The 24,892-nt window shown below is 62.3% G+C and carries 23 protein-coding genes and 1 pseudogene; 14 read left to right on the forward strand and 10 right to left on the reverse strand.

What is annotated here, in order from left to right; all coding sequences use genetic code 11:
- The first annotated feature begins 56 nt into the window (after positions 1-56).
- A complete protein-coding gene (locus tag ACUSIJ_RS07745; RefSeq protein WP_449307813.1) occupies positions 57-1,007 on the forward strand; it encodes an IS481 family transposase in 951 nt (316 codons plus the stop codon).
- 19 nt (positions 1,008-1,026) lie between these two features.
- On the opposite strand, the gene ACUSIJ_RS07750 is transcribed toward ACUSIJ_RS07745, so the two are convergent.
- Positions 1,027-1,914: a hypothetical protein gene (locus tag ACUSIJ_RS07750; protein WP_449307814.1), complete on the reverse strand. Its 888-nt coding sequence runs from the start codon at positions 1,912-1,914 to the stop codon at positions 1,027-1,029.
- A gap of 551 nt (positions 1,915-2,465) precedes the next feature.
- Here ACUSIJ_RS07750 and ACUSIJ_RS07755 point away from each other — a divergent pair.
- From ACUSIJ_RS07755 to ACUSIJ_RS07775, 5 genes and pseudogenes are all read left to right on the forward strand, one after another.
- Positions 2,466-3,125 carry a hypothetical protein gene (locus ACUSIJ_RS07755; RefSeq protein ID WP_449307815.1) on the forward strand — a complete coding sequence of 220 codons (660 nt, stop codon included), beginning with the start codon at positions 2,466-2,468 and terminating at the stop codon, positions 3,123-3,125.
- Positions 3,109-4,527 (forward strand): site-specific DNA-methyltransferase, encoded by a 1,419-nt coding sequence (locus ACUSIJ_RS07760; protein ID WP_449307816.1) that lies wholly within the window; start codon positions 3,109-3,111, stop codon positions 4,525-4,527. Before ACUSIJ_RS07755 ends, ACUSIJ_RS07760 begins: the two co-directional genes overlap by 17 nt.
- Before the next feature lie 7 nt (positions 4,528-4,534).
- On the forward strand, positions 4,535-4,972 hold the full coding sequence (locus ACUSIJ_RS07765) for a DUF5681 domain-containing protein (protein WP_449307817.1): 438 nt from the start codon (positions 4,535-4,537) through the stop codon (positions 4,970-4,972).
- A 53-nt stretch (positions 4,973-5,025) separates the two neighbouring features.
- Positions 5,026-6,417 (forward strand): phage terminase large subunit, encoded by a 1,392-nt coding sequence (gene terL, locus ACUSIJ_RS07770; RefSeq protein ID WP_449307818.1) that lies wholly within the window; start codon positions 5,026-5,028, stop codon positions 6,415-6,417.
- A 236-nt stretch (positions 6,418-6,653) separates the two neighbouring features.
- Positions 6,654-7,751: pseudogene (locus ACUSIJ_RS07775) on the forward strand (IS630 family transposase).
- A 360-nt stretch (positions 7,752-8,111) separates the two neighbouring features.
- Here the strand turns inward: ACUSIJ_RS07775 and ACUSIJ_RS07780 are convergent.
- On the reverse strand, positions 8,112-8,909 hold the full coding sequence (locus tag ACUSIJ_RS07780; RefSeq protein WP_449307819.1) for an SDR family NAD(P)-dependent oxidoreductase: 798 nt from the start codon (positions 8,907-8,909) through the stop codon (positions 8,112-8,114).
- On the opposite strand from ACUSIJ_RS07780, the gene ACUSIJ_RS07785 reads away from it, so the two are divergent.
- On the forward strand, positions 8,908-9,201 hold the full coding sequence (locus ACUSIJ_RS07785) for a hypothetical protein (protein WP_377591263.1): 294 nt from the start codon (positions 8,908-8,910) through the stop codon (positions 9,199-9,201). The genes ACUSIJ_RS07780 and ACUSIJ_RS07785 overlap by 2 nt on opposite strands.
- A 206-nt stretch (positions 9,202-9,407) precedes the next feature.
- On the opposite strand, the gene ACUSIJ_RS07790 is transcribed toward ACUSIJ_RS07785, so the two are convergent.
- The 7 genes from ACUSIJ_RS07790 to ACUSIJ_RS07820 form a co-directional block, all read right to left on the reverse strand.
- Complete coding sequence (locus ACUSIJ_RS07790; RefSeq protein ID WP_377591261.1) at positions 9,408-10,958, reverse strand: AMP-binding protein; 1,551 nt, start codon at positions 10,956-10,958, stop codon at positions 9,408-9,410.
- Positions 10,959-10,967: 9 nt separating this feature from the next.
- Positions 10,968-12,200 carry a thiolase family protein gene (locus ACUSIJ_RS07795; protein WP_377591259.1) on the reverse strand — a complete coding sequence of 411 codons (1,233 nt, stop codon included), beginning with the start codon at positions 12,198-12,200 and terminating at the stop codon, positions 10,968-10,970.
- A gap of 8 nt (positions 12,201-12,208) precedes the next feature.
- Entirely contained in the window at positions 12,209-12,910 is a 702-nt protein-coding gene (locus tag ACUSIJ_RS07800) for an ABC transporter ATP-binding protein (RefSeq protein WP_377591257.1), read from the reverse strand.
- Entirely contained in the window at positions 12,907-13,671 is a 765-nt protein-coding gene (locus tag ACUSIJ_RS07805) for an ABC transporter ATP-binding protein (RefSeq protein WP_377591255.1), read from the reverse strand. The genes ACUSIJ_RS07800 and ACUSIJ_RS07805 overlap by 4 nt, the downstream gene beginning before the upstream one ends.
- Entirely contained in the window at positions 13,668-14,624 is a 957-nt protein-coding gene (locus tag ACUSIJ_RS07810) for a branched-chain amino acid ABC transporter permease (RefSeq protein ID WP_377591253.1), read from the reverse strand. The genes ACUSIJ_RS07805 and ACUSIJ_RS07810 overlap by 4 nt, the downstream gene beginning before the upstream one ends.
- Positions 14,621-15,478, reverse strand: coding sequence for a branched-chain amino acid ABC transporter permease (locus tag ACUSIJ_RS07815; protein WP_377591251.1), 858 nt, complete (start codon positions 15,476-15,478; stop codon positions 14,621-14,623). Before ACUSIJ_RS07815 ends, ACUSIJ_RS07810 begins: the two co-directional genes overlap by 4 nt.
- An 86-nt stretch (positions 15,479-15,564) precedes the next feature.
- Positions 15,565-16,908, reverse strand: coding sequence for an ABC transporter substrate-binding protein (locus ACUSIJ_RS07820; RefSeq protein ID WP_449307820.1), 1,344 nt, complete (start codon positions 16,906-16,908; stop codon positions 15,565-15,567).
- Between the two features lie 160 nt (positions 16,909-17,068).
- Between ACUSIJ_RS07820 and ACUSIJ_RS07825 the strand changes: the two genes are divergently transcribed.
- The gene (locus ACUSIJ_RS07825; protein ID WP_449307821.1) at positions 17,069-18,220 is read left to right on the forward strand and encodes an AraC family transcriptional regulator ligand-binding domain-containing protein; all 1,152 of its coding nucleotides are present in this window, start codon (positions 17,069-17,071) and stop codon (positions 18,218-18,220) included.
- A gap of 40 nt (positions 18,221-18,260) precedes the next feature.
- On the opposite strand, the gene ACUSIJ_RS07830 is transcribed toward ACUSIJ_RS07825, so the two are convergent.
- A complete protein-coding gene (locus tag ACUSIJ_RS07830; RefSeq protein ID WP_449307822.1) occupies positions 18,261-19,289 on the reverse strand; it encodes an AraC family transcriptional regulator in 1,029 nt (342 codons plus the stop codon).
- 379 nt (positions 19,290-19,668) lie between these two features.
- Between ACUSIJ_RS07830 and ACUSIJ_RS07835 the strand changes: the two genes are divergently transcribed.
- The 6 genes from ACUSIJ_RS07835 to ACUSIJ_RS07860 are packed head-to-tail and all read left to right on the forward strand — an operon-like array spanning position 19,669 to position 24,887.
- On the forward strand, positions 19,669-20,853 hold the full coding sequence (locus tag ACUSIJ_RS07835; RefSeq protein WP_377591243.1) for a lipid-transfer protein: 1,185 nt from the start codon (positions 19,669-19,671) through the stop codon (positions 20,851-20,853).
- Positions 20,854-20,860: 7 nt separating this feature from the next.
- Positions 20,861-21,361, forward strand: a complete 501-nt coding sequence (locus tag ACUSIJ_RS07840; protein ID WP_449307823.1) for a MaoC family dehydratase N-terminal domain-containing protein — start codon at positions 20,861-20,863, stop codon at positions 21,359-21,361.
- Between the two features lie 17 nt (positions 21,362-21,378).
- Complete coding sequence (locus ACUSIJ_RS07845; RefSeq protein WP_377591240.1) at positions 21,379-21,798, forward strand: MaoC/PaaZ C-terminal domain-containing protein; 420 nt, start codon at positions 21,379-21,381, stop codon at positions 21,796-21,798.
- A 25-nt stretch (positions 21,799-21,823) separates the two neighbouring features.
- Positions 21,824-22,654 carry an SDR family NAD(P)-dependent oxidoreductase gene (locus tag ACUSIJ_RS07850; protein WP_449307824.1) on the forward strand — a complete coding sequence of 277 codons (831 nt, stop codon included), beginning with the start codon at positions 21,824-21,826 and terminating at the stop codon, positions 22,652-22,654.
- Positions 22,655-22,668: 14 nt separating this feature from the next.
- Positions 22,669-23,814, forward strand: coding sequence for an acyl-CoA dehydrogenase family protein (locus tag ACUSIJ_RS07855; RefSeq protein WP_449307825.1), 1,146 nt, complete (start codon positions 22,669-22,671; stop codon positions 23,812-23,814).
- Entirely contained in the window at positions 23,811-24,887 is a 1,077-nt protein-coding gene (locus ACUSIJ_RS07860) for a CaiB/BaiF CoA transferase family protein (protein ID WP_449307826.1), read from the forward strand. Before ACUSIJ_RS07855 ends, ACUSIJ_RS07860 begins: the two co-directional genes overlap by 4 nt.
- The last annotated feature ends 5 nt before the right edge of the window (positions 24,888-24,892 follow it).

Below are 24,892 nucleotides of genomic sequence, written 5' to 3' on the forward strand. Positions count from 1 at the left end.
TGTTTAGTCCCGGGCTTTGATGGTGCATTATTCAGCCAGCAATGGAAGGATGCGCTATGGGACAAATTCTGCACGGGAGCGCCCGAACGACAGAGGCGGTCCGTCGAGCAATACAGAATAGTCAAGAGAGCCTGAGGGCTCTGGCCAAGCGCTACGGGATCAATCAGAAGACCGTGGCAAAGTGGAAGAAGCGGAGCTCGGCGGCCGATCTGCCGACCGGGCCGAAGGAGCTGCATTCCACCGTGCTGTCACCCGAGGAGGAGGCGATCATCGTCGCCTTCCGGCGTCACACCCTGCTTCCGCTCGATGACTGCCTCTACGCGCTTCAGGCGACGATCCCGCACTTGACACGGTCTTCCCTGCATCGCTGCCTGCAACGGCATGGAATCAGCCGGCTTCCGGAGATCGAAGGCGACAAACCGGCGAAGAAGAAGTTCAAAAGCTATCCGATCGGCTATTTTCACATCGACATTGCCGAGGTCCAGACGGCCGAAGGCAAGCTGCGCCTGTTCGTCGCCATCGACCGCACTTCAAAGTTCGCCTACGCCGAACTCCACCAGGAGGCGAGCAAGATGGTCGCGGCTCAGTTCCTGCGCAACCTCATCGCAGCGGTGCCCTATATTATCCACACGGTGCTCACCGATAACGGTATCCAGTTCACCAACCATGCCCGTCACAAATACGCCTTCCACCACATCTTCGATCGCGTCTGCGACGAGAACGGCATCGAACACAGGCTCACCAAGATCAATCATCCCTGGACGAACGGCCAAGTGGAACGGATGAACCGAACCATCAAGGACGCCACCGTCAAGCGCTTCCACTATGACGACCACGATCAACTGCGAAGGCACCTCGCCGACTTCATCAATGCCTATAATTTCGCCCGAAGGCTCAAGACCCTCAAAGGCCTTACACCCTACGAATTCATCTGCAAGCGATGGACAAGCGAGCCGGAGAGATTCATTCTCAACCCGATCCACCAAATACCGGGACTAAACACCTAGTTCGTCGCGCTGTCGACGATCATTGGCTATCATTGCAGAACAGGCGTTTCTCCAAATCGATTTGCGTGGGCACGATTCCCTCATCAATCATCCGAATGAGAGCGTTTCGCAGGATAACAAAACTCTGCACCAAGGCAGCGACCTCCGCATCTTGGGCCGAGTGTGCTGCCTTCGAGCGCGCGTTGTATAGGTCAGCGACCGTTTTGAATAATTCGAGTCGCTTGGGCCCTGCTGCTTCAAGGTATGCAGCGATGTGGGCGGATACCCGGAAACGAAGCTCGGCTCGCGACGGCGCGAACAGTTCTTCCAGCGCGCCCCATACTGTCAGCAGCGCCGAGGCCGGTCTTCCTCTCACCGTGCAAGCATCCGCCGCCCGAAGCGCCATGTTCAAGGGGGAGCATGTCCTCAGTAGTTCCGCTGTGCGAGGCCAGACGGACTTCACCCACGACAGATCTTCAATCTTGAGGCGCGACAGTTCCTTCTCCCCTGCACAAAGAATACGAGGTTCGATCTCGAACGGTCGGAGCAACGGTTCCTGCTTCGACGTTGCGGCGGAGTCGAATGGGACGTCAGAGATGACCGGAACCATGAGATACGCGTACTTCGCCAGCCTCAATAATGCCGCGATCAGCCACACGATATCCTCGCCGCTCAGTCCTCCCGGCAGCCTCTGTCTTGCGGGGACCGCCAGTTCGACCTCAACGTCGTAACTAAACCCACCTCGCGCTGCGCGCCAAGGTAAAGAGTGAGGATTCCCATCTGTCGCTTTAGCGAACGCCATCATGTTAGCGGCAAAAAGATGAGCATAGGCCGATCTTAGGACGATACCATGGCCTAGCTCAAGCGGCTCGTCATCGTAGGTGACATGAGACAGACCCGCGTAGATTATCGGCTGCGCTTCGGCCATTGCTAGTCTTTCAATCTATGCTGAACCAGTCTGCAACTCGCCCACGACATTAAGCTTTAGCATAGAATCGGCGATTTACCATGTCGCTTGCTGGGATGCGGAGAGCAGCGACAATAGTGGACCATCGACGAAAAATGACGGGACATGCGGGATTCGAGCGTCACCTTCCTGCAAGATAGTTACTGTATTCGCATTTGCCGCGAATGACTGCATCCCGCCCTTTTGCGTTCGAAGCTAACTAACAGACCTTACGGATCGGTATCGCCAGGTTATTCTCGCTGCTTCATCGCATCGATATCCTGCAGCGAATCGATCGCACAATGTTTACGCCGAGCGCCATTCTCGACAAGGCTTGTAACAAGCCAATCGTCATTGGCATTCACAGTGAGCGTCGGAGTCTCCGAATCCTCTAATGAGTTGAATTTTCAGAATAAAAAACAAGATTCAGGCGACGTTAGGGGACAGTGACACAATTGCATTGAATTAATGACGTTGTATAACGTCATTAATTAATCCATCTTGTTCCCGGATGACCAAGATGGATCGAGGCCATGACGATTCCCAGGAAACGCGGCCGCCCAATGGGCACGGCACCGAATCGCGAACACGACCAGCGCCTGCTGCGGCAAGCAGTGCGGAACCTGATTTTCGGCCTGTCGCCGAACGCAACAGGAGCCTTCCGCTCACTGCTCGATGAGGACGATCCGGAGTTTCCCGCAGTGCTCCGCCGTCTGCAGCGCCAGTGGCAACAGCATGGCGAACAATATCTGGCAGAGGCACGCCGTGACGCCTTTGCGCAGCGATGGCTGTTCGACGCTGATCAGCTCGAGAAGGCTTCGCCTGAATTCTCCCGCGTTGTCGACACCTTCGCCGCCTCGTCGATCGGCCAAGCCGTTCTCCGGAGATATGGCCAGGATGGCATGCCTGCCGATCCCCTATCGTTGGGCATCGTCACCCTCTGGGACGAGATCGTCCGCCACAGCGCGATTGGTCTGCTTCACGCCGAGGAATTGTTCAAGCAGGCTTATGCCGGCTGGTCGGCGACCGGACTGGAACCCGACGAGGCATTCCTCCGGCGGTTCGCCGAGCTTTGCCTTGCACAGGCCGACAGGTTGAAGACCCATGCCGACGCGAGCGCGGGCAACGGGAACTCAAGGCAAGATCATGTCAGCGCAGCCGTTCAGCGGGAGGTCCATGACGATGGACGCTGAACGGCTCCTGAACAAGGGTATCCGGAACCTGACGCCTTATCCCCGCAATGCGCGGACGCATTCGAAAAAGCAGATCCGTCAGATCGCCGACAGCATCAAAAAGTTCGGCTTCACCAATCCCGTGCTGATCGACGAGCATGACCACATCCTGGCAGGGCACGGCCGCGTCGAGGCGGCGAAACTCCTCGGCATGGATCAAGTGCCGTGCCGGCTGATCGCATCGCTGTCGGAGGCCGAGAAGCGCGCCTACATCATGGCGGACAACAAACTCGCCCTCAATGCCGGCTGGGACGAGGAAATTCTGGCCATCGAGCTTCAATTCCTCATCGAGCAGGCGCCGGAGATCGACATCGGCCTGACCGGCTTTTCGGTGGCCGAGATCGACGATCTCATCGACATCGGCGGCACCCGCGATGATACCGATCCGCGGGATGATCGCGTTCCGGTCGTCGACAGCAGCGCCGCGGCTACGACAGAGACGGGCGATGTCTGGCTGCTCGGTGATCACCGGCTTGTCTGCGGTGATGCGCGGGAGGCCGACGGGTACCGGCTGTTGATGACGGCGGGCAGCCGGATCGAGCAGGCGCAGATGGTGTTCACCGACCCGCCTTACAACGTCCCGATCGACGGCCATGTCAGCGGGTCGGGAAAGATTCGCCACCGCGAGTTCGCCATGGCCTCGGGGGAGATGTCACGGGAGGCCTTCACCGCCTTCCTATCCACAATCATCGGTCACCTCGTATCTTTTAGCGCGGACGGCTCGATCCACTTCCTCTGCATCGACTGGCGGCATCTCACCGAAATGCAGCAGGCGGGCGAGGCGCATTATTCCGACCTCAAGAACCTGATCGTGTGGGTGAAGGACAACGGCGGCATGGGAAGCTTTTATCGCTCCCGGCATGAGCTGATCTTCGCCTGGAAGGCGGGCACCGCGCCGCATATTAATTCCTTCGAGCTCGGCCAGAAAGGCCGCTACCGGACGAATGTCTGGAATTATCGCGGCGTCAACTCGGGCGGCAGAACCGCGAGGGAGGAGCTTGCCCTCCACCCCACGGTCAAGCCGGTGGCGATGGTTGCCGATGCGATGAAGGATTGCTCGAGCCGGGGCGGCATCGTGCTCGACCCCTTCTGCGGCTCCGGCACGATTCTGATTGCCGCCCAGAAAGTCGGGCGCCGCGCGCGAGCGATGGAGATCGATCCTCATTATTGCGATACGGCGATCCTTCGCTGGCAACGGTTTGCGAAGGACGACGCCGTGCTGGCGGCGACGGGCGAGACGTTTGCGGCCGCGCGTGCCCGGCGCGCGGCGGAGCGGCTTCAGCATCAGATTCCTGACGAATTGCCGGATACGGCGGCTCCGACACCAGGCTCGAACGGCGAGAGACTCATTTCCCATGAATGATCACCCCGTGGAAGACAATGTCGAGGGGCTGGAAGCGGAGGCTGCCTCGCCGGCGCCGGCCTATGAGGTAGGTTACGGCAGGCCGCCACGCCACAGCCGCTTCAAGCCCGGCCAATCCGGAAACCCGAAGGGCCGTAAAAGAGGCACCAGGAACACGGGCACGCTCCTGCAGGAGATTCTGGATGAGAAGATCGTCGTCCGGGAAGGAGACCGGGAGAAGAAGATCACCCGGAAGGAGGCCTGGTTTCGTCAGCTGACCAACAAGGCCCTCAAGGGTGATGCCAGGGCAACAACGGCACTTTTCGGTATTCTAAGGGACCTCGGCCATATGGAGCGAGAACCGAACGCCCCGAATGACGACGCCCGCAAGCAGCTCAATGAATCGGATCGAGCGATCATGCAGCGGTTGTTCCCCAACGGAGTGCTTCCGGAGGGCGGCGAATGAGGCAAGCGCATTTGCAAGTCGCGGGTGATCCGCCGGAACTCACCTATCACGATATGCAGGTGATCCTGCGACAGAACCTGGGCGCCTTCATCGAAAAATCGTTCCGGGAGCTTTATCCCGCCCTGCCCTATCTGCATAATTGGCATATCGATGCCTTTGCCTGGCACCTGTCGAAGGTGATGCATGGCCGCATCAAGCGATTGCTGATCACGGTCCCGCCCCGCAGCCTGAAGTCGCATTCCGCATCCGTCGCCTTTCCGGCGTGGGTTCTCGGACATGAGCCCGGCCGGAGGATCATCACGGTGAGCTACGGCAATGATCTCGCGGTCGAGCACGCCAATGCCTTCCGCAAGGTGATGAAGGCCGACTGGTATCGTGATCTGTTTCCGTACACCCGGATCGACCCAGGGAAGGATAGGGAGCGCGAGGTCCGCACCACGGACGGCGGCTACCGGCTGACCACCACGGTGGGAGGACCGCTCACGGGACGCGGGGGCGGCATTATCATCATCGACGACCCGATGAAAGCGGTGGACGCCGAGTCGCAGGCGGCCCGCGATTCCGTCAAACGCTGGTTCGACGAAACGCTACTGACCCGGCTCGATGACCGCAGAAGCGACGTCATCATCCTGATCATGCAGCGGTTGCATGTCGACGATCTCGCAGGCCATGTGCTCGCCAAAGGTACTCTGGCGGAGAGCGGCTGGGTTCACCTCAATCTCCCGGCGATTGCCGAAGAAGAACTCCGTATCCCGATCGGTTACGGGCGCTCCCACCTGATCAAGCCCGGCGACGTCCTTCACCCTGGCCGCGACACTGTTGCCGATCTCGGCCGTCTGAAGAGCGATATGGGCTCGGCAGCCTTCTCCGCGCAATATCAGCAATCGCCGGTGCCGGCCGGCGGCAACATGATCAAATGGGCCTGGTTCGGCCAATATAGCGCCTTGCCCGAGGCGAAGTGGCCGGCGATGATGGTTCAGAGCTGGGATACGGCTTCGAAGGCGGGTGAATTGCACAATTATTCGGTAGGCATTACCGCTCTTGTCGTTCAGGACACGGTCTACATCGTCGACGTCATCCGGGAAAAGCTCGACTATCCCAGCCTCAAGAATCGCATCTTGTGGGCCAGGGAGCGCTGGAAGGCGCAAACCATTCTGATCGAGGACAAGGGCAGCGGCACGAGCCTGATCCAGGACCTCAAGCGTGACCGTTGTCACACGATTGCGATCAAGCCGGAAGCCGACAAGGTCGTCAGGATGTCTGCCTGTTCGGCCCGCATCGAGGCCGGCGCGGTGCTGCTGCCGTCGGCCGCCTCCTGGCTCGATGACTTCCGGAACGAGATTCTTGCTTTTCCCGACAGTCGTCATGACGATCAGGCCGATGCCTTGTCACAGCTCCTCAATTGGCGGCGGAACGGATACTATACGCTTGATGGCGTGAGGTAAGGTGACAGACCTCAGTGATATCCAAGGCTCATAAGCCATGTTTAAGTCAAGAATAACTTTTCAGTTGACAGACCGGAACAGAAGAAAGAAATTCCCAATACTCTGTTGTAATTAAATGATCACGGTCAAGACCACTTCCAATATCATATAATACCAAGTCTCGGAGCTCATGACTCTTCTGGTCTTCCCCGATCAGCGCTTTTCTGATTCATTTGTGAGAACGCATGAGGTTTGCGATGCTGATTCCTCTTCGGGCTGATTTTGATGCGCCGATGATCCGGGCCGTTGCGAGGCGGTCCAAGGACGGACCGCAAGCCCGGCGGCTGCTGGCTTTGGCGGCGATTTACGAGGGCGCGCGCCGGGGCGAAGCCGCGCGGATCGGCGGCGTGACAGTGCAGATCGTTCGCGGCTGGGTCTTGAAGTTCAACGCGCTCGGTCCTGATGGACTGATCGACCGCAAGGCGCCGGGCCAACCGTCTCGGCTCGACGACGAGCATCGCAAGGCGCTGGCCGCGATCATCGACAGTGGGCCGACGCCGGCGATCCATGGCGTCGTGCGCTGGCGGATCATCGATCTGTGCCAATGGCTTCACGACGAGTTCAGGGTATCCGTTTCCAGGCCGACGCTGACCCGGGAACTGCGGGCCATGGGCTAAAGCATTTTTCGATCGGTCATGATCGTAAAATGCTCTGCGATTCTTTCATTGAGCGCTTTCCGCCCGGCCGGCCATCACGCGCAGGCCGAAGAGGCGATCGAGGATTTTAAAAAAGCTTTCCCGCCCGTGTAGCAGAGGTCGCCAGAGATAAAGGCCTCGACCCCGCCGATATGGAAATCTGGTTCGCTGACGAGGCGCGTATCGGTCAGAAGAACAAGATCACGCGACACTGGGCCAGGCGCGGAACCAGACCGTCGGCGCCGCACGACCAGCGCACGGCCTCGACCTGCATCTTCGGCGCGATCTGTGCGAAGGACGGCAAAGGCGCCGCTCTCGTCCAGCCCGTCTGCGACACCCCGGCGATGAGCCCGCATCTGGCCGGGATCGCCACCCAGGTCGCGCCGGGCAGGCACGCCATCCTCCTGCTCGATCAGGCCGGCTGGCATCTGTCGAGCCGGCTGATCATCCCGCCGAACATCACCCTCTTGCACCTGCAGGCCAAGTGCCCCCGAACTCAACCCGCAGGAAAATGTCTGGCAGTTCATGCGCGACAACTGGCTGTCAAACCGGGGCTTCTACTCCTACGTCGATATCATCGATCACTGCTGCTACGCATGGAACAAACTCATCGACCAACCGTCGCGCATCATGACTATCGGAATGCGGCAGTGGATATAGAGGTTCAGATCAATGAGAATTGGTATAATATATTGATTTATAATGTCAATACTGCCAGTGCGAGAGGATCAGGGGCGGCGCCGATCCTGACTTCACTAGGGAGTGAGATTTGTCAGCGGCAGAAGCCTGAATGTGATCAAGGAGGCGGGACATATGCGTGCGGATCGCGCTGGTACTACCCGACATGGTTCTGATCTAACAGCTGCTGGTCCGGGAGACAGCGCCCAGTCGTCGTCACCGACCTCGTGGGGCAGTGAGGCGACAACCGGTGTTGTCGTGCCGTCCGGCCCCTCATGTACGTCGGCGGTGCCGAGAATCACTTGGTGCTGTTAGCTTCAATCAGCTTCACCTTGTCCGGCCTCAACCGCATTTGCAGGACATGCCGCCGTCAACGGGCAACAGGACGCCGGTCACGTATGACGCATCGTCCGACGCCAGAAAAAGGGAAGCGTGCGCAACGTCCCAGGCATCGCCCATTTTTCCAGTCGGAACCATAGCATCGCGCCGCGCGATCATGTCGTCGACGTCCTGATAGACGTACTTGTAGGGGTCGACGATCATCGGCGTATTCATGAGCCCTGGCAGAACCGCGTTGCAACGTACACCCCGCGTCGCATATTCGATGGCCACCGCCTGGGTGAATTGGTTCACTGCCGCCTTCGAGGCATAATAGGAAGCCATCGGAACACCGATGATCCTGATCGAGGCGAGAGAGGACACGTTGACGACCGCACCCCCGCGCCTCCTCGCCATCTCGGGCATGATGCGCCGGCAGGTCAGGAAGATGCCCTTGATGTTGACGTCCATCACCCGGTCCCAGCTCGCCTCGGATACTGCTTCGGTGGCGCAGACGGTGTCGGCGATGCCCACGTTGTTCTGCAGCACATCGATGTGGCCGAAATCCGACAGCACGTCCTTCGTCACGCGGTCGATATGTTCCGCCGAGGTCACATCGGCCCGCATGGCGACAGCCTTGCCGCCTTCAGCGCGAATGATGTCGACCGTAGCTTCCGCCGACTCGAGGTTGTGATCGATGCAGACCACCCTTGCGCCCTCGCGAGCGAAAAGCACAGCCGTCGCCTTGCCGTTGCCCCATCCCTCACCCGCGCACCCTGCGCCCATGACGACAGCCACTTTGTCCTGCAAACGTCCAAGCATGATGTCCTCCCCCTATCTGTTAAAAAATGCGGACATCCACCCTATCCCGTGCGACAAGGTCTCCCGCGGCCGGGGCTTGAACAAGATCCGCGGCAACCCCGGCCAGATCACGGTATTGTTACTCGCCGATATCGATAATGGCTTCGCAACCGGAGACTTCGCCGAGCCAATCGATGAACTGCACTGCCGCCTCACTGTCGGTGAGGATGTACGACAGTTCCCAAGGATGGAGCTTGGCATTGACTGGCACCACCACTCGGCTGGCGGCTCAGATGCCGAACAGGATTTCTAGAGACTCGGGCCGGTTCGCCATGTAGATCGCAACGCGCGGCAGACGCGAGTCCGAGTGCCGCAAGGCCCACGGCGACGGTCGCGCTGCGGGCGCGCAATGACGCACAAGTATGGACAACGACGGCGCCTTGACAAACGGCCGGAAGCCCCCCGAACACGATTGCCGACTGTTGAAGAAGCGTGGCGACGTTCATCATCCTTTTTCGTCTAGATGTTCCGGACCTGCCCGCGCCAGAACGAATCCCGGATGTCCTTCTTGCGCACCTTGCCGACCGGGCTGCGCGGCAGAGCTTCCCAGACCTCCACCGACTTCGGTGCCTTGATGCTGCCGAGTTCCGCCTTGCAGAGTGCGACGATCTCCTCGGGATCGACGCTGGCACCGGGCTTGAGCTCGATCACGGCCTTGACGGCCTCACCCCATTTTTCGTCGGGAATGCCGATGACGGCGCAATCCTGCACGGAGGGATGCGCCCAGATCACCTGCTCGACCTCGCTCGGATAGACGTTGAAGCCGCCCGAGATGATCATGTCCTTCTTGCGGTCGATGATGTAGACATAGCCGTCCCCGTCGATGAAGCCGATGTCGCCGGTATGGTGCCAGCCGAACTGCGACACCTCGGCGGTGGCGGTCTCGTTCTTGTAGTAGCCCTTCATCACGAGATCGCCACGCACCACGATTTCCCCGCGCTCGTCTGCGGGCAGCAGGTTGCCATCGCCATCCATGATGGCGACACGGGTCAGCAGTGCCGGCCTGCCGCAACTTGCCAGACGCTTTTCCCGCAAAGGATCTCCGATGACCAGATGGTCCTCGGGCGGCAGGACTGTGCAGAACATCGGTGCTTCGGCCTGGCCAAAGCTCTGGGTCATGACCGGTCCGAAGATCGCCAGGCAGTGCCGCAGCTTATCGACGGCCATCGGCGCGGCCGCGTAGATGAAGTGGCGCAGACTCGAAAAGTTGCGCCCTTCGATGCCCGGATGCGACAGCAGCATGTAGATCGCGGTCGGCGGCAGGAACAGGTGCGTGACGCCTTCCGCCTCGATCGCGTCGAGCACAGCCGCCGCATCGAAACGGGGAAGGATAACGTTGGTGGCGCCGACAGCCGCCAGAACCACACCCAGCAACCCGGCGGCATGAGTCATAGGCGCGATGACCAGATGCACCGGCTCAGGCCCGACCTGCAATGCGGCACAAAAATTGGCGACCATGGTCGTCCAGTTGAGCTGCGTCAGCAGGATGCCCTTGGGCTGCCCCGTTGTGCCACCGGAAGAGAGGATGCCCACCAGATCATCGGGACCAAGCGGCACGTCCGGATCGGTCTCCGGCGCATCCTTCATCCAATCTTCCAGCGACGGCACCGCGTCCGTTCTCCGATCAAGGCAGATGTAGTGGCCAATCTTCGGACAGGCAGAGCGAATCTGGCCAATCAGTGGTTCGAACTCACTGTGATAAAACAGGATTTCGACGTCGCAATTGTCGAGAATATAACAGTTCTCGCCGATGGCGTTCTTTGCGTTGACCGGCACCCAGGCGACTCCCGACCGGAACAGGCCCAGCATCACCTCGAAGCCGATAACGCAGTTGGGACTGTAAACCGCCGCCTTCTGGCCCGGTGTGAACCCGGTCGCGGCGAGGACGTTGGCGAAGCGGAAGGTTCGTAATTGCACGTCGCGGAACGTCCGGCTTATGTCGGCATCCTTCAGGCAGACGCGGTCAGGGGCGATAGCGACGCCGCGGTCGAAAAGATCGATTAAACGCATGGCCTTGTCCTAACGCTGAAGCAAAGTGATGACGGCGGTGGCCTCTTCGTATCCGTAGAAGCCGCCACCGTTCTCGGCCAGGCCGACACGCGCGCCGGAAACCTGACGGCCCCCGGCCTCGCCGCGCAATTGCATGACGAGTTCGTAGATCTGCGCCAATCCCGTAGCACCGATCGGATGCCCGCGTGACTCAAGACCGCCCGACACATTGATAGGGATGCGCCCGCCAAGCGATGTCGCCCCGGAACGCGCCAGCGGGCCACCCTCACCCATCGGGCACAGCCGCATCAGTTCCGCCTGCTGCAATTCGGCAAAGGCGGAAGCATCGTGAACCTCGACAACAGAGACGTCCTGCGGGCCGAGGCCAGCGACCTCGTAGGCTCGGTCGACGGCGCGTCGACATAGATGCCGCTCGATATCATCCGGGGCACGATCCGACCCCGACGCCTGCACGCTGGCGGCAACGCGAACGGCGCGGGACAGACCCAACTGCCGTGCCCTCGCTTCCGACACGACGATGGCCGCAGCGGCGCCATCGCTGATCGGCGCGCACATCGGCAGGGTCAGCGGCCACGACACCTCCCGCGCCGCCAGCACCTCGTCGACGGTCATGGGCGTCTGGTAATGGGCCTTGGGATTCAGCACCGAATGCTTGTGGTTCTTGGCCGAAACGGCGGCGATATCAGCCTGCGTGGTGCCGAACCGACCCATGTGATAGCGCGCAAGCGCAGCATAAATATCCATGAAAACGCTGCGCTGGCCGGTCTCGACCTTGCGTTCCGGCGGCTCAACGGCCGAGCCGAACTGCGCGAGACGGCGGATGGAGGCCTCCTCGTCGCCCACATCCCATGCCCCGTCGAAAACCGCGAAGGACCTAGCGCGATCGGCCGCATTCATCTTGTCCGCACCCAGCGCCATGGCGACATCGCCCTGACCCGAGATGACGTAGGCGCAGGCGGCGTTCAGCGCCGTGCTGGCGCTCGCGCACGCGTTCTCCAGATTAGTAACCGGAATGCCCGGCAGACCGAGCTTGCGCAGCAGGATCTGCCCGCGCACGAGATGTTGTCCTTCGACGATGCCCTGGGTGGCGTTGGCGAAGAAGACGGCCTGAAGATCAGCCCGCTCCAGCTCGCTGTCCGCAATGGCTTCGGTGACGGCCTCGGCCGCGATATCGGCCAACGAGCGGTCGAGAAATCGCCCGAACCGCGACATCCCTACTCCGACGATATATGCATGTCCCATGGTTCACCTCAAACACTGATCAGGGATTCGATCCGGTCGCGATTGGCTTGCAGATCGCTTGTCGTTCCACTCCACAGCATGGCGCCGTGGTCGATGACGAATTGCCGGTGCGCAAGTTTCAGCGGCACGCGCAGGTTCTGCTCCACCAGCAGGATGGCCATTCCCTCGCCGTTGATGACACGCATCGCTTCGACGAGGAGATCGACGATGAGCGGCGCGAGGCCCTCGGTCGGCTCGTCCAGCAACAGGACGTCAGGGTTCGTCAGCAGGCCACGCCCGATGGCGAGCATCTGCTGTTCGCCGCCGGAGAGAGTGTTGCCCGGTTGCATGCCGCGCACCTTCAGTACCGGAAAGAGTTCCCACACCCGCTCTATGGTCCAGCGGCCTGTGCGCCCCATGACTGTTGCGATACGCAGGTTTTCCTCCACCGACAGGTTGGAAAAGATGCGGCGGGTATCGGGCACGAAGGCGATGCCTCGCCGGCCGAGCTGATACGGGCGCAGCGCTGTCACGTCGTCGCCATGCAACCGGCGCTGGCCGGAGGCGATGGAGCAGAGACCGATCAGCGCCTTGAGCAAGGTACTTTTGCCCGCGCCGTTGCGGCCGATCAGCGATACGACCTCGCCTTGCGACACGTCGATCGACACCCGATGCAAGGCTTGGGCCTTGCCATAGAAGACATCGCAGGATTGCAGCGCGAGCACCGTCATGGCTCTTCCCCCAGATAGGCCCTGCGCACGGCTGCGTTGGCGCGGATGTCCTTCGGCAGGCCGGAAGCCAGAATCTGACCCTGCACCATCACGATGATCTCGTCCGAGATCTCCATCACCGCATCCATGTTGTGCTCGATCAACAACACGGTCCGGTTCTTGACGATGCGCCCGAGCAGGCCGATGGCCCGTTCCACCTGATCGTGGCCGACGCCGGCGAGGGGCTCGTCGAGCAGCAGCACGCGCGGTTCGCCGAGCAGCGTCAGCCCGACTTCCAGAGCCCGTTGATCACCGTGCGACAGGTTCTCCGCCGGCGCGTGCGCAAGCCGCGCGAGACCGACCTCGTCCAGCACCCGCTCCGCCGCCTCGCGCACGCCGCGGAAGCGGCCGACGGGCAGCCAGAACGGCTGGACCCGGTAGCGATGCGCGAAGGCGGCGAGTTCGAGATTTTCCAGCACCGACATTCCGGCGAAGATCTTGGTGATCTGGAAACTCCGCCCCAGGCCGCCGCGTGCACGGGCGTGGACCGGCAGGTCGGTCACGTCCGTTCCATCCAGATGCACGCGGCCTGCGCTCACTGTCACATGGCCCGAAAGTGCATTCATCAGCGTGGTCTTACCGGCACCGTTCGGGCCGATGAGGCCGTATAGCCGGCCCGGCAGGAAATCGTGGCTCACGCCATTCACCGCCTTCAGCCCGCCGAACGCGACCTGAACGTTCTCGCAGCGCAGCAATCCGCCTGCTAGCGATCCGCCGCTCATGGGGAACCTCCTTCGCGACCGCCGCCGCGCGGCTGGAACAGACCCGCGATGCCGTTCTGCAAGTAGATGGTCGCGACGATGAAAACCAGGCCGAGAATACCGTACCAGTACTGGGTGAACTGGCTCAGTTCCTCCTTCAGCACCTCGAACACCGCCACCCCAAGGATCGGCCCGAGCAGCGTGCCCTTGCCGCCGAGCACGGTCATGATCAGAACGTCGCCGGAAGTCGTCCAGTGGAGCATCTGCGGGCTGATGTAGAACATCAGCGAAGCCAGCAGCGCGCCCGACACGCCCGCATAGGCCCCCGAAACGATGAACGCGACCTGCCGCAGGCGGTGAACATTGTAGCCGAGTTGCGCGGCACGCACCGCGTTGGCCTGCACGGCCCTGAGCGACCGCCCGAAGGGCGAGGCGCGCAGCAGCGCCATGAGGCCGAGGCCAAGCAGGAACACGACGAGCAGGAAAATGTAGAAATTGTGGTTGTCGTAGAAATCGATCCCGAACAGTTCGGGACGCGGCACACCGGGGATGCCGTCAAGCCCGCCGGTGAACTCCCGCAGCCGGGTGGACGCCAGAATGTAGACCATCTGGGCGAGCGCCAGTGTCAGCAGCGAGAAGAACAGCCCCGACACCCTGAGCGCGAAGATGCTGAGGCCGAAAGCCAGAGCCGCCCCTACGGCCGCGGCCACCAGCAGCGCCGGCAGGAAGCCGACGCCGTGGCCGACGGTCAGGAAAGTGAGTGCGTAACCACCGCTCCCGAACAACGCCGCATGCCCGAAGGATAACAGACCGGCCATGCCGAAGATCAGGTCGAAACCGATGGCGAATAGCGCCCAGATCAGGATCAGGCTGACGAGGTTGACCCCCTCGCCCCCGGACAGGAAGAACGGGCTGACGATCATGGCGGCCATGAGAGCGCCCGTCAGGAACGGGCTGCGGAGCAGGTTGTTCATGCCGAGCGTCCCTTGTAGCTAAACAGGCCGGCGGGGCGGAACATCAGCGTTACGATCAGCAGCGCGAAGGTCGTGAGTTCGACCCATTCGGTGGCGTAGGCATAGCCGGCCGCTCGCGTCATCCCGATCACGAGCGAGGCGAGGATGGCACCGCGGATGTTGCCGAGACCGCCGATGATGACGACGATGAAGCAGTCAATGATGATGCTGAAGCCCATTCCGAGCTCGATCGGCACCAACGGGGCAGTGATCGCGCCCCCGACGGCCGCAAGGCCCGCGCCCAGCGCGAAGACCCCCGTGCGCACCTTCGACACGTCGATGCCGAGCGCCTGCGCCATGTCGGAATCGGAACTCGCGGCGCGGATGACCATGCCCCATTTGCTACGGTCGAGCACCAGGAATAGGCCGATCGAGACCGCCGTCCCGAAAAGGATAACGAACACGCGATAGGAAGGAATCAGGCTGCCGAACATCTCGATCGGCTGCGAGAAGATTTCCGGCGTAGGCACCTGCTTGTAGTCGAGGCCCCAGACGATCTTCGTCACATCGTCGAAGACCAGGATAAAGCCGAATGTAAGCAGAAGCTGGTAGATATGATCGCGATCGTAGACACGCCGGAGCGTCAGCGTTTCCATCAGCGCGCCGACGGCGGCAACGACCAGCGGAGCGACTAGCAGACCGCCCCAGAAAGACCCCGTCGCCACGCCGACGCTATAGCAGACGTAGGCACCGAGCATATAGAGAGCGCCGTGGGCGAAATTGATGACGCCCAGCATCCCGAAGATCAGGGTAAGGCCTGCAGCCAGGAGAAACAGCAGGAAGCTGAGACTAAGACCGATAATGACAATGGACATTCGTTTGATTTCCGATCACGGGCATGGCGGTGAGCGGGCGAGAGGCCGGCGGCTTTGTCACCCCTACCGGCCGATTGAGCGGGCCATCAGCAGGCATCGAACAGCTTGTCGGCCGGGAAAACGTTCGTGATCTTCATGGTCAGCTCCGGCAACGGCGCCTCACCACGCACGACCTCACCCCACAGGCCGGCCTGGGCGGCCTGATGGTCGCATGGGCGCATTTCCTTGCGCCCCTCGAGCGAATTTTCCCGGACGCTGGTTTCGAAGGCATTCACCCACGCCTCGATGTCCCACTTGTCGGTCGATTCGACGACGTCCAGCCACCAGCTCAGGCCGTCATAGGCCTCGCCCGCGAAACTCGACGGGAAGCTGCCGTGGATGGCGCGGTATGCATCGACGAATTTCCCGTTCTGCGGATTGTCGATGCTGAAGTGGTAGCGCGCGCCCGACTGAACGCCCAGCGCCGCCGGTCCGGTCGCCGCGGCGAATGTTTCGTCCTGCAGCACGGGACCGAAGATTGTCTTGCTCTTGCCGAGACCGACCTGGCCCGCCTGCTTGACGAAGGTCACGCCGTCGTTGCCGGTGGCGACGACGATGATCCCCTCGGCATTTGTCTTCGCGATCTTGTCGATGATGACGGAATAGTCGCGGTTGCCGAGGGGGGCGAAATCGCCGCCGACAATTTCCACGCCGATGTTGGCAGCGAGCACCGAAAATTGTTCCCACGCTTCGCGGGTGGCCTGATAGTCGGCCGTCACACCGTAGATCTTCTTCAGCCCCGCCGTCTTCACGAACTCGACGCACATCCTGATTTCCATGCCGAGCGTATTGGACGTGCGGAAGGTGTAACGCGAGCCGTTACGCTTGGTGATCGCGTCATCGGCCGAAATGGTAACCAGAAGCGGCACCTTGCGCTGGTTGGCAAGGCTCTGCAGCGCGAGCGTCGAGGCCGATCCTACGGCACCGAAAATAGTCTGCGCGCCTCCGGCCAGCAGTCGGGTTGCCTTCTGCACCGCCGGTTGCGGCTTCGTTTCGTCATCCTCCCAACTGAAACGGATCGGCTTCCCCAGCACCTTTCCCCCTCGATGCGCGACGGCGAGCTCGGCCCCCTTGCGCATGTCGGTGCCGATCAACCCGTAGGGACCGGAAAACGCCAGGATCGCTGCAATATGGAATTCGTCCGGCTCTCTGGCGCGCAATATCTGCGCGGGAAATACACCCGCCAATGCGGTGGCGCCCGCCATTTTCAGTAATGTCCGACGTTTCATGTTCTTCCCTCTTGATGATGCAATGGAACCCGTCCTGGAACGAAAGTCACAGGCAGCCATCTGGTCCGGGAATAGCCCCGGAACAGCATTCAGATGTTGGAGATGAATTGCGTCGCACGATCCCGCACGAAGCATCCGTGATGTGGAATGCTGCCGATGCAAACGCGGTCCGCGCTAAAGCTCGCTGATTTGGTTAGAATCCCGATCGTCGCAAGAGAATTGGCATCACGCGGGATGCCCCGATCGCACAGGCTGCGGTCATTGCTGTCTCCTCCTCGGGTCCTCTGGAGGGACCCTTCATTGAGGAATACTCGCAAGCAAAATGTCGTTCGAGAATGTTCGCAACTGCCAACAATTTGACTTTAACTGCCACGATGCCGATAGTGAGAGCCCGGTCAGCAGGGAGACCTCCGACATGCAGGTAGACCGTCTCGATAGCATTCGGCTGCCCAATCAGAGCCTCCGGATCATGTGCGAGGTACTCATCGAATTCGGACTGGATCCCATTCCTCTGATTACCGCGGCGGGCATTGATCCGAACGTGCTCGACGACCCATGGAGCACGCTGAACGGACATCAGGAACTTCGCTTCGAGAGGTTCTTTTTGCAGACCACCGGTCACGTCGCAGGAGCAGCGTTCCACGCGGGCTTGCGCTACAGTCTCGTCACCTACGGACCGCTCGGGCTGGCCGTATTGGTTTCCGCAAACGTGACCGAAGGATTGCGCCTTTTCACCAAGATGCAGGCACTCGGCTATTCGATGCTGGAGTACCGGCTCGTGGAGCGGGACGGCATCGGCATCGCCTTCACGGCGAACGACCAGTTCACTCCGGCGGACATGCGTGAGTTCATGCATGAGCGTGCACTTGGCTCGGTGCCGACTTTCTTCTGGGACCTGCGACAGCAGCGATTGCCGCTGAAATACGTGGAGAGCCCCCTCGACCGTCCGAAGAACTGGATGAACCTTGACAGCCGCTGGGAGACCGAATTCATCTATCGGTCGTCCCGAACCGCCTTTCACTTCGAGGCCGGCGCGGGGGCATTGCCGCTCCCGATGACAAATCCGGTTCTCGCAGCCAGCTACCGTCGGCTTTGCGAGAACATGCTCGAAACCAGCCCCAATTTCGACGGCATCGTGAACGGGGTCTACCAGGTGCTGATGCAGTCACGGACCGAATTTCCCAGCGCGGTCGAGGTCGCTGGCAGGCTACATGTATCCGAGCGTACGCTGCATCGCCGCCTTGCTCAGTGCGGATCGAGTTACGGCGCAATCCTCGATAACGTGAGGCTGCGACGTGCGCGCGAGCTTCTGGAGGATTCGTCTCTTGCGATCGCCGCGATAGGCGAGAGACTAGGCTATGCGGAAACGGCGAGTTTTTCGCGCTTCTTCCGGCGTGTGGCCGGGGTTTCGCCTGCGACATACCGGAAGACGAGCCGCGGCATCTTTGCTTCCGCGCTTCCCATGCAGACTTGACGGCAAGCGCGCTGTAGCCGCCGCCGGCGCCGTTCCGTCTCTACCGGGAACCGGCGGAGACGCGGGCGGACAGGGCAGGCGGCGTTTCGCGCCGGACGTCCGTCTCCAACATCCGGCGGTAGGCGCCCGGCGCGCTGCCTGTCCAGGTCTTGAAGGCGCGCTGGAAAGCCGCGCAATCGGCGAATCCGAGCTCTGCCGCCAGCACCGAAAGCGGCTCCGTGCTGGTCACGAGCCGCATGATGGCGAGGTCGCGGCGTAGCTGGTCCTTCAGCATCTGGAATGACTTCCCCTCGGCATTCAGGCGTCGCTGAAGGGTGCTGACCGACATGTTGAGGCTCTTCGCCGCCGCCGGCAGGTCGGGCCAGACAGGACATGTTCGCTGCAGGAGGGCGTGGACCTGCGCGCCTGCCGTTCGTTCCCCGAGCCAGGGCAGCACCACGTTGGCAGGAGAGGACGCGAGGAACGCCTCGAGGTCGTTCGCGTCACGCCGCACGGGTCCGCGCAATGCCGCGCTATCGAGCCAGACCGCCGCAGTCGGTTGATCGAAGCGCACGGGCGCCCGGAAGATGTCGCCGTAAATGTCGGCATAGTCAGGCCGGGGAAAGCAGAAATCGAACCGGCTGGCGGGCAATCGCCCTCCCCGCAGCCACGCGAGCAGGCGCCAGCACACCCGCAGCAGCAGCTCGAAGAAGAAGTTGCGCGGCTGCGGCATGCCGGGTCGCGGGCACAGGACAAGGCCGGTGAGGGAATTGTCATGGACCACGGCGAAAGTCACGTCATCGATCAGCAGCCCGAAACCACGGCCGATGCGGTCGAGCGCCACGGCGAGGGACGGCGCGCTGGGCGCCGAGCGCGCCACGAGGGCGAACCCTCCCCGGCGCAGCGGCCGGGAGAGAAGGCCGAGGCACTCGTCGTCGAGCCGGTTCATCAGCGTCGTGAACAGCTTCACATACTGGTCGCCGGTCACGCGCGCGTCTTTCTCCGCCAGCAGACTGCGCGGGATGCCGGCCTCCTCGACGAGGACACCAAGCCAGCGGTCCTCTTGCTGGGCCGCGACGCCGGACAGCATGCCCGTTACGGCCGCGATCGGGACAGTAACGGGTGGATGCACGACACAGCGGTGACGCTGACGTGAGGAGGCGCGAAGTGACGCGTTTTGCAATCCAAACGACCTGACTGGCAATCGCCGCCTCCTACCCCACGCGTCATTATCCGCCAAGAACCGCAGCATGCAATGCCTGCGGAAGGAGGAAACATACGGTTCCCGCGACGAGCTCGAATGAGCCGGCTTCCCCGCCGGAGCTAACCCTCGTCGGGGAGGCATCCTTGCCGGCACGCTGTTGCGTCTGCCGGCATGACCGCACGCCGCCTGTTCCAGTGCGTCCTCCTTTCGCAGTCGAGCATGAACTGCGTACCCCGGGTCGACCGATTGAAACAGGAGTTGCACCGTGTCGCAAGATGTTTACGTGGCGGGGGTCGGCATGATCCCGTTCACCAAGCCAGGGGCCAACGCCCCCTATCCGCAGATGGCCGCCGAAGCCGTCCGGCATGCCCTCGCGGACGCCGAAATAGATTATGACAAGGTGCAGCAAGCCTATGCCGGCTATGTCTATGGCGACTCAACTGCCGGGCAGCGGGCGCTCTATGAAGTCGGGATGACGGGTATCCCCATCATCAACGTCAACAACAACTGCTCCACCGGATCGACGGCACTGTTCCTGGCACGTCAGGCCGTGGCGAGCGGTGCGGCGGATGTCGCGCTGGCGCTCGGCTTCGAGCACATGAGTTCCGGCGCGATCGGCAACACGTTCACGGACCGGCCGTCGCCGTTCGACCGCTTCGATACCGCGACCGACGAACTGGTGGGACACGGCGAGATACCGCTCGCCCTGCGCTACTTCGGAGGCGCCGGGATCGCCCACATGCAGCAGTATGGCACCCGCCTCGAAACCTTCGCTAAGGTGCGCGCCAAGGCGAGCCGCCATGCGGCCAACAATCCCCTCGCGCTGTTCCGCAAGGTGATGACGGAGGAGGAGGTACTGGCGTCCCCGACCATCTGGCCCGGTGTCCTGACGCGGCTGATGGCATGCCCGCCCACCTGCGGCGCCGCCGCTGCGGTCCTGTGTTCCGCCGGCGCCCTGCAGCGTCTCGGCCTCACGCCGCAGGTGCGCATCCGCGCTCAGGCGATGGAAACGGACCGGCCTGAGACCTTCGAGGCACGCGACATGCGGGAAGTCGTCGGTTACGGCATGGCCAAGGCGGCTGCGCGCAAAGTCTACGACGCCGCGGGCGTCGACCCGCGCGACATCAGGCTGGTCGAGCTGCACGACTGCTTCGCCCAGAACGAACTCATCAGCTATGAAGCTTTGGGGCTCTGCGCCGAGGGAGATGCAGAGAAATTCGTGGAGGACGGGGACAATACCTACGGCGGCCGCGTCGTTACCAATCCATCCGGCGGCCTGCTCTCCAAGGGCCACCCGCTCGGCGCGACTGGCCTTGCCCAGTGCACCGAACTTGTCCAGCAACTGCGCGGCCAGTCTGGCGTGCGGCAGGTGGATGATGCGCGCCTCGGTCTTCAGCACAATGTCGGCCTCGGCGGCGCCTGCGTCGTGACGCTCTACGAGCGCGTGTGAGACCGCCATGAACGCTTCCGCCACGAACATTTCCGCCACGAACACTTCCGGGATGACCGCTCCACAACCGATCGACCCCAAATGGATCGGCCATGAACTGCCGCCCTCCGTCCTGCCGATCGAGCGCACGCGCATCCGTTTTTTCGCCAAGGCCATCGGCGCCACCGATCCGATCTACACAGACGTGGGCGCCGCGCAGGCTGCGGGCTATCCCGACCTGGTCGCCCCGCCCACATTCCTCTTCGCGGCGGAACTCGATTCCGGCGCCATCGACAGCCTGCTTGATGACCTCGGCATCCCGCTCCCCAAGCTGCTCCACGGCGAGCAGGGCTTCACCTGGTACAAGTCCGTATGCGCGGGAGATACTGTCACCGTCCATTCGCGCATCACCGACATCTACGCGAAGAAGGGCGGCGCGCTTGAATTCGTCGTCAAGCAGTCCCGCGTCGTCGACCAGAACGACAAGCTTGTGGCCGAGCTACGCTCGATCCTCGTCGTGCGCCACTGAACCGGAGAGGACCGATCATGACGATACCCGATTTCGACGCCGTGCAAGTCGGCGACGCCCTGCCACCGCTTGATCTGCCGCCAGTGAGCCGCAAGACGCTCGCGCTTTTCGCCGGCGCATCCGGCGACCACAACGACGTTCACATTGACATCGAATACGCGCGCCGCGCCGGCATGCCAGACGTCTTCGCGCATGGCATGTTGGGGATGGCGTGGATCGGCCGGCTGCTCATCGGCTGGGCGCCGCAATCGAGCCTCCGGCGGCTCGACGTGCGCTTCCAGGCCATCACCCATCTCGGCAACGCCATCCGCTGCACGGGCCGCATCGTGGAGAAGCTGGAACACGATGGCGAAAGTTGCGTGCGCGTCGAGGTGGCGAGCGCCAATCAGTACGGACAAACCAAGATCGTCGGCGATGCGCTCATCGCCCTGCGCTGAGACCAACACTGGGGGAGGACATTCCATGACACGGAAACTCGAGGGCAAGATCGCCCTGATCAGCGGGTCTGGCCGCGGCATCGGCCGCGCCATCGCTCTCAAACTCGCCGCCGACGGTGCGCGCATCGTCGTCAACGACCTCGACGAGGCGCCCGCCGAGGAAACGGTGGCGGCCATCCGCGACGCCGGCGGCGAGGCGGTAGCCTGCCCCGGCAGCGTCACCGCGCCCGATTTCGCCGAACGCTTCGTCGGCACGGCGACGCAAACCTATGGCGGCCTCGACATCCTGGTGAACAACGCCGGCTACACATGGGACAACGTCATCCAGAAGATGTCCGACGAGCAGTGGTACGCCATGATCGACTGCCACCTGACGGCGCCGTTCCGCATCCTGCGCGCTGCCCAGCCGGTGATCCGTGCGTTGGCGAAGGCCGAGACGGAGGCGGGCCGGCGTATCGTGCGCAAGGTGGTCAATATCTCGTCGGTCGCCGGCCTCTTCGGCAATGCGGGTCAGATCAACTACTCGGCCGCGAAAGCCGGCATCACCGGTGTCACCAAGACGCTGGCCAAGGAATGGGGGCGGCTCAACGTCACCGTCAATTGCGTCGCTTACGGCCTCATCAGGACCCGCCTCACAGGCAACTCCGCCGACCAGGGCACGGAGCGCATCGACGGCCGCGACATCAAAGTGGGTGTCAACCCGGATCTGCTGGCAGCGATGGAGCGCACCATTCCGCTCGGCCGCGGCGGCACGCCCGAGGAGGCCGCGGGCGCGGTCTATCTCTTATGCATTCCGGAGTCGGATTACGTCAGCGGCGAGACCCTGCTGTGCTCCGGCGGCCTCACCGGCATCTGAAAGGAGACCATCGCATGCTGCCCCAACTCCACCGCCACCCCTGGATGGATGATTCCATCGAGGCGTTTCGCGGGCAAGTCCAGCGCTATGTCGCCAACGAGTTCTCCCCGCACCTCGATGGCTGGCGTCGTCAGGGCTTCATTCCCCGCGAGGTCTGGCGCGGCTTCGGCGCCATGGGCTTCCTGCTGCCGGAAATCGACGAGAACTACGGCGGCGCCGGCGCCTCTCCCGCCTACCAGCTCGTGGTGCAGGATGAACTGGCCCGCGCAGAAATGCCGGTCAATATTTCCGTGCACAGCATCGCCACCCACTATATCGCCGACTACGGCACCGAGGAGCAGAAAAAACGCTGGCTGCCCAGGCTCACCAGCGGGGAGATGCTGGCCGGTATAGCCATGACGGAACCCGGCTGCGGTTCCGATCTCAAGGCCATCAAAACCCGCGCGCGCCGTGATGGCGACCGTTATATCATCGACGGCGCCAAGACCTTCATCACCAACGGCCGCACCGGCAACCTGCTGATCGTGGTCGCCCGCACCGGCGAGGAAGGCAGCCGCGGTATCTCGCTTATCGTGCTCGAAACCGAGAACCTGCAGGGGTTCCACGTTGGTCGACTGCTGGAGAAGATCGGACAGCATGCTTCCGATACGGCCGAGCTGTCGTTCGAGAACGTCAACGTGCCGGTCGGGAATCTGCTCGGCGGCGAGGAAGGCCGGGGCTTCGCCCAGCTCATGGGGCAACTGCCCTACGAGCGCCTTCTCATCGCGGTGCCGGCGGCGGCGGCGATCGAGCGGGCGCTGGCGGTAACGCTGGAGTACACCAAGGAGCGCAAAGCATTCGGTAAGACGCTCTACGACCTCCAGAATACCCGCTTCGTACTGGCGGAAGTCGCGACGATCGCACACGTCGTGCGCACCTTCGTCAATGACTGCATCCAGCGCCTGGTCGACGGCAAGCTCGACGACGAAGCGGCCTATATGGCCAAGTGGTGGTGCACGGAACAGCAATGCAAGGTGATGGATGCCTGCCTGCAGCTCTTCGGAGGCTATGGCTACATCACCGAGTATCCCATCGCCCGGCTCTATGCGGACGCGCGGGTCCAGAAAATCTACGGAGGCGCGACGGAGGTCATGAAAGACCTGATCGCGCGCAAGCTGTGACAAGCGCTCTCGCATCGCCACTTCGCGGCATCGGCATCGTCGAGTTCGAGGGCCTCGGCCCCGGCCCGCTGGCGGGGCGGATTCTTGCTGACATGGGCGCCGACATCACATTGATCGTGCGCCCCGGCGCCGCCTCGACGACCGAAAAAGACGACACCGACCTGCTTCGTCGCGGCAAGCGGGTGGAAACGCTCGATCTCAAATCCCCGGACGGGCGCGCAAGGGCGCGGGCACTGGTGGAAGAAGCCGACGGCCTGATCGAAGGCTTCCGGCCTGGCGTGATGGAACGTCTTGGCCTCGGCCCCTCCGACTTCGCGTCCGGCAATCCGCACCTCGTTTACGGGCGCATAACCGGCTGGGGACAGGATGGACCCTTGGCACAGACTGCCGGGCACGACCTCAACTACGTTGCCCTGACCGGTCTCCTCCCCCTCTCTTCCCGCGACGGCGCAGCGCCGATCGTTCCACCGACCATAGTGGGGGATGCTTCGGGCGCGCTCGGCCTGGCTTTCGGCATGGTCGCGGCGCTGCTCGACGTGGGTCGCGGCGCCTCTGGACGGGTGGTCGACGCTGCGATCGTCGACATCGTCGCCATGCTCGGCACGTTGGTGCAATGGCTAAAGGCGAACGGACAGCTCGCAGCCGGACGGCCAAGCGCCTTCCACGATTCGCCGTTCTACGATGTCTATCCCTGCGCCGACGGCTTCATCACTGTTGGCGCTCTGGAGCCGCAGTTCTACGCGCTGCTTCTGGAACGGCTCGGATTGACCGATGTCGACCCCGCCGCCCAGTACGACACCGCGCAATGGCCTGCGCTGAAAGCGCGCATGGCGGCGCTCTTCGCCGGTCGCACGCGGGCGGAATGGTCCCTCCTGCTGGAAGGCGGCGACGTCTGCTTCGCTCCGGTGCTGAACCATGACGAGGCGGCGCGACATCCTCATATCGTTTCGCGCCGCGCTTGCGCATCTGACGGGAATGGAGTGGTCCGGCCGCTTGCGGCCCCGCGTTTTCGTCCGCTCGATGACAATGCGCCCAAGGATATACTAGGCCCACAAAGCCACGACAGTGATTAAAGGCC

It is taken from the genome of Pseudochelatococcus sp. B33, from assembly GCF_053570585.1.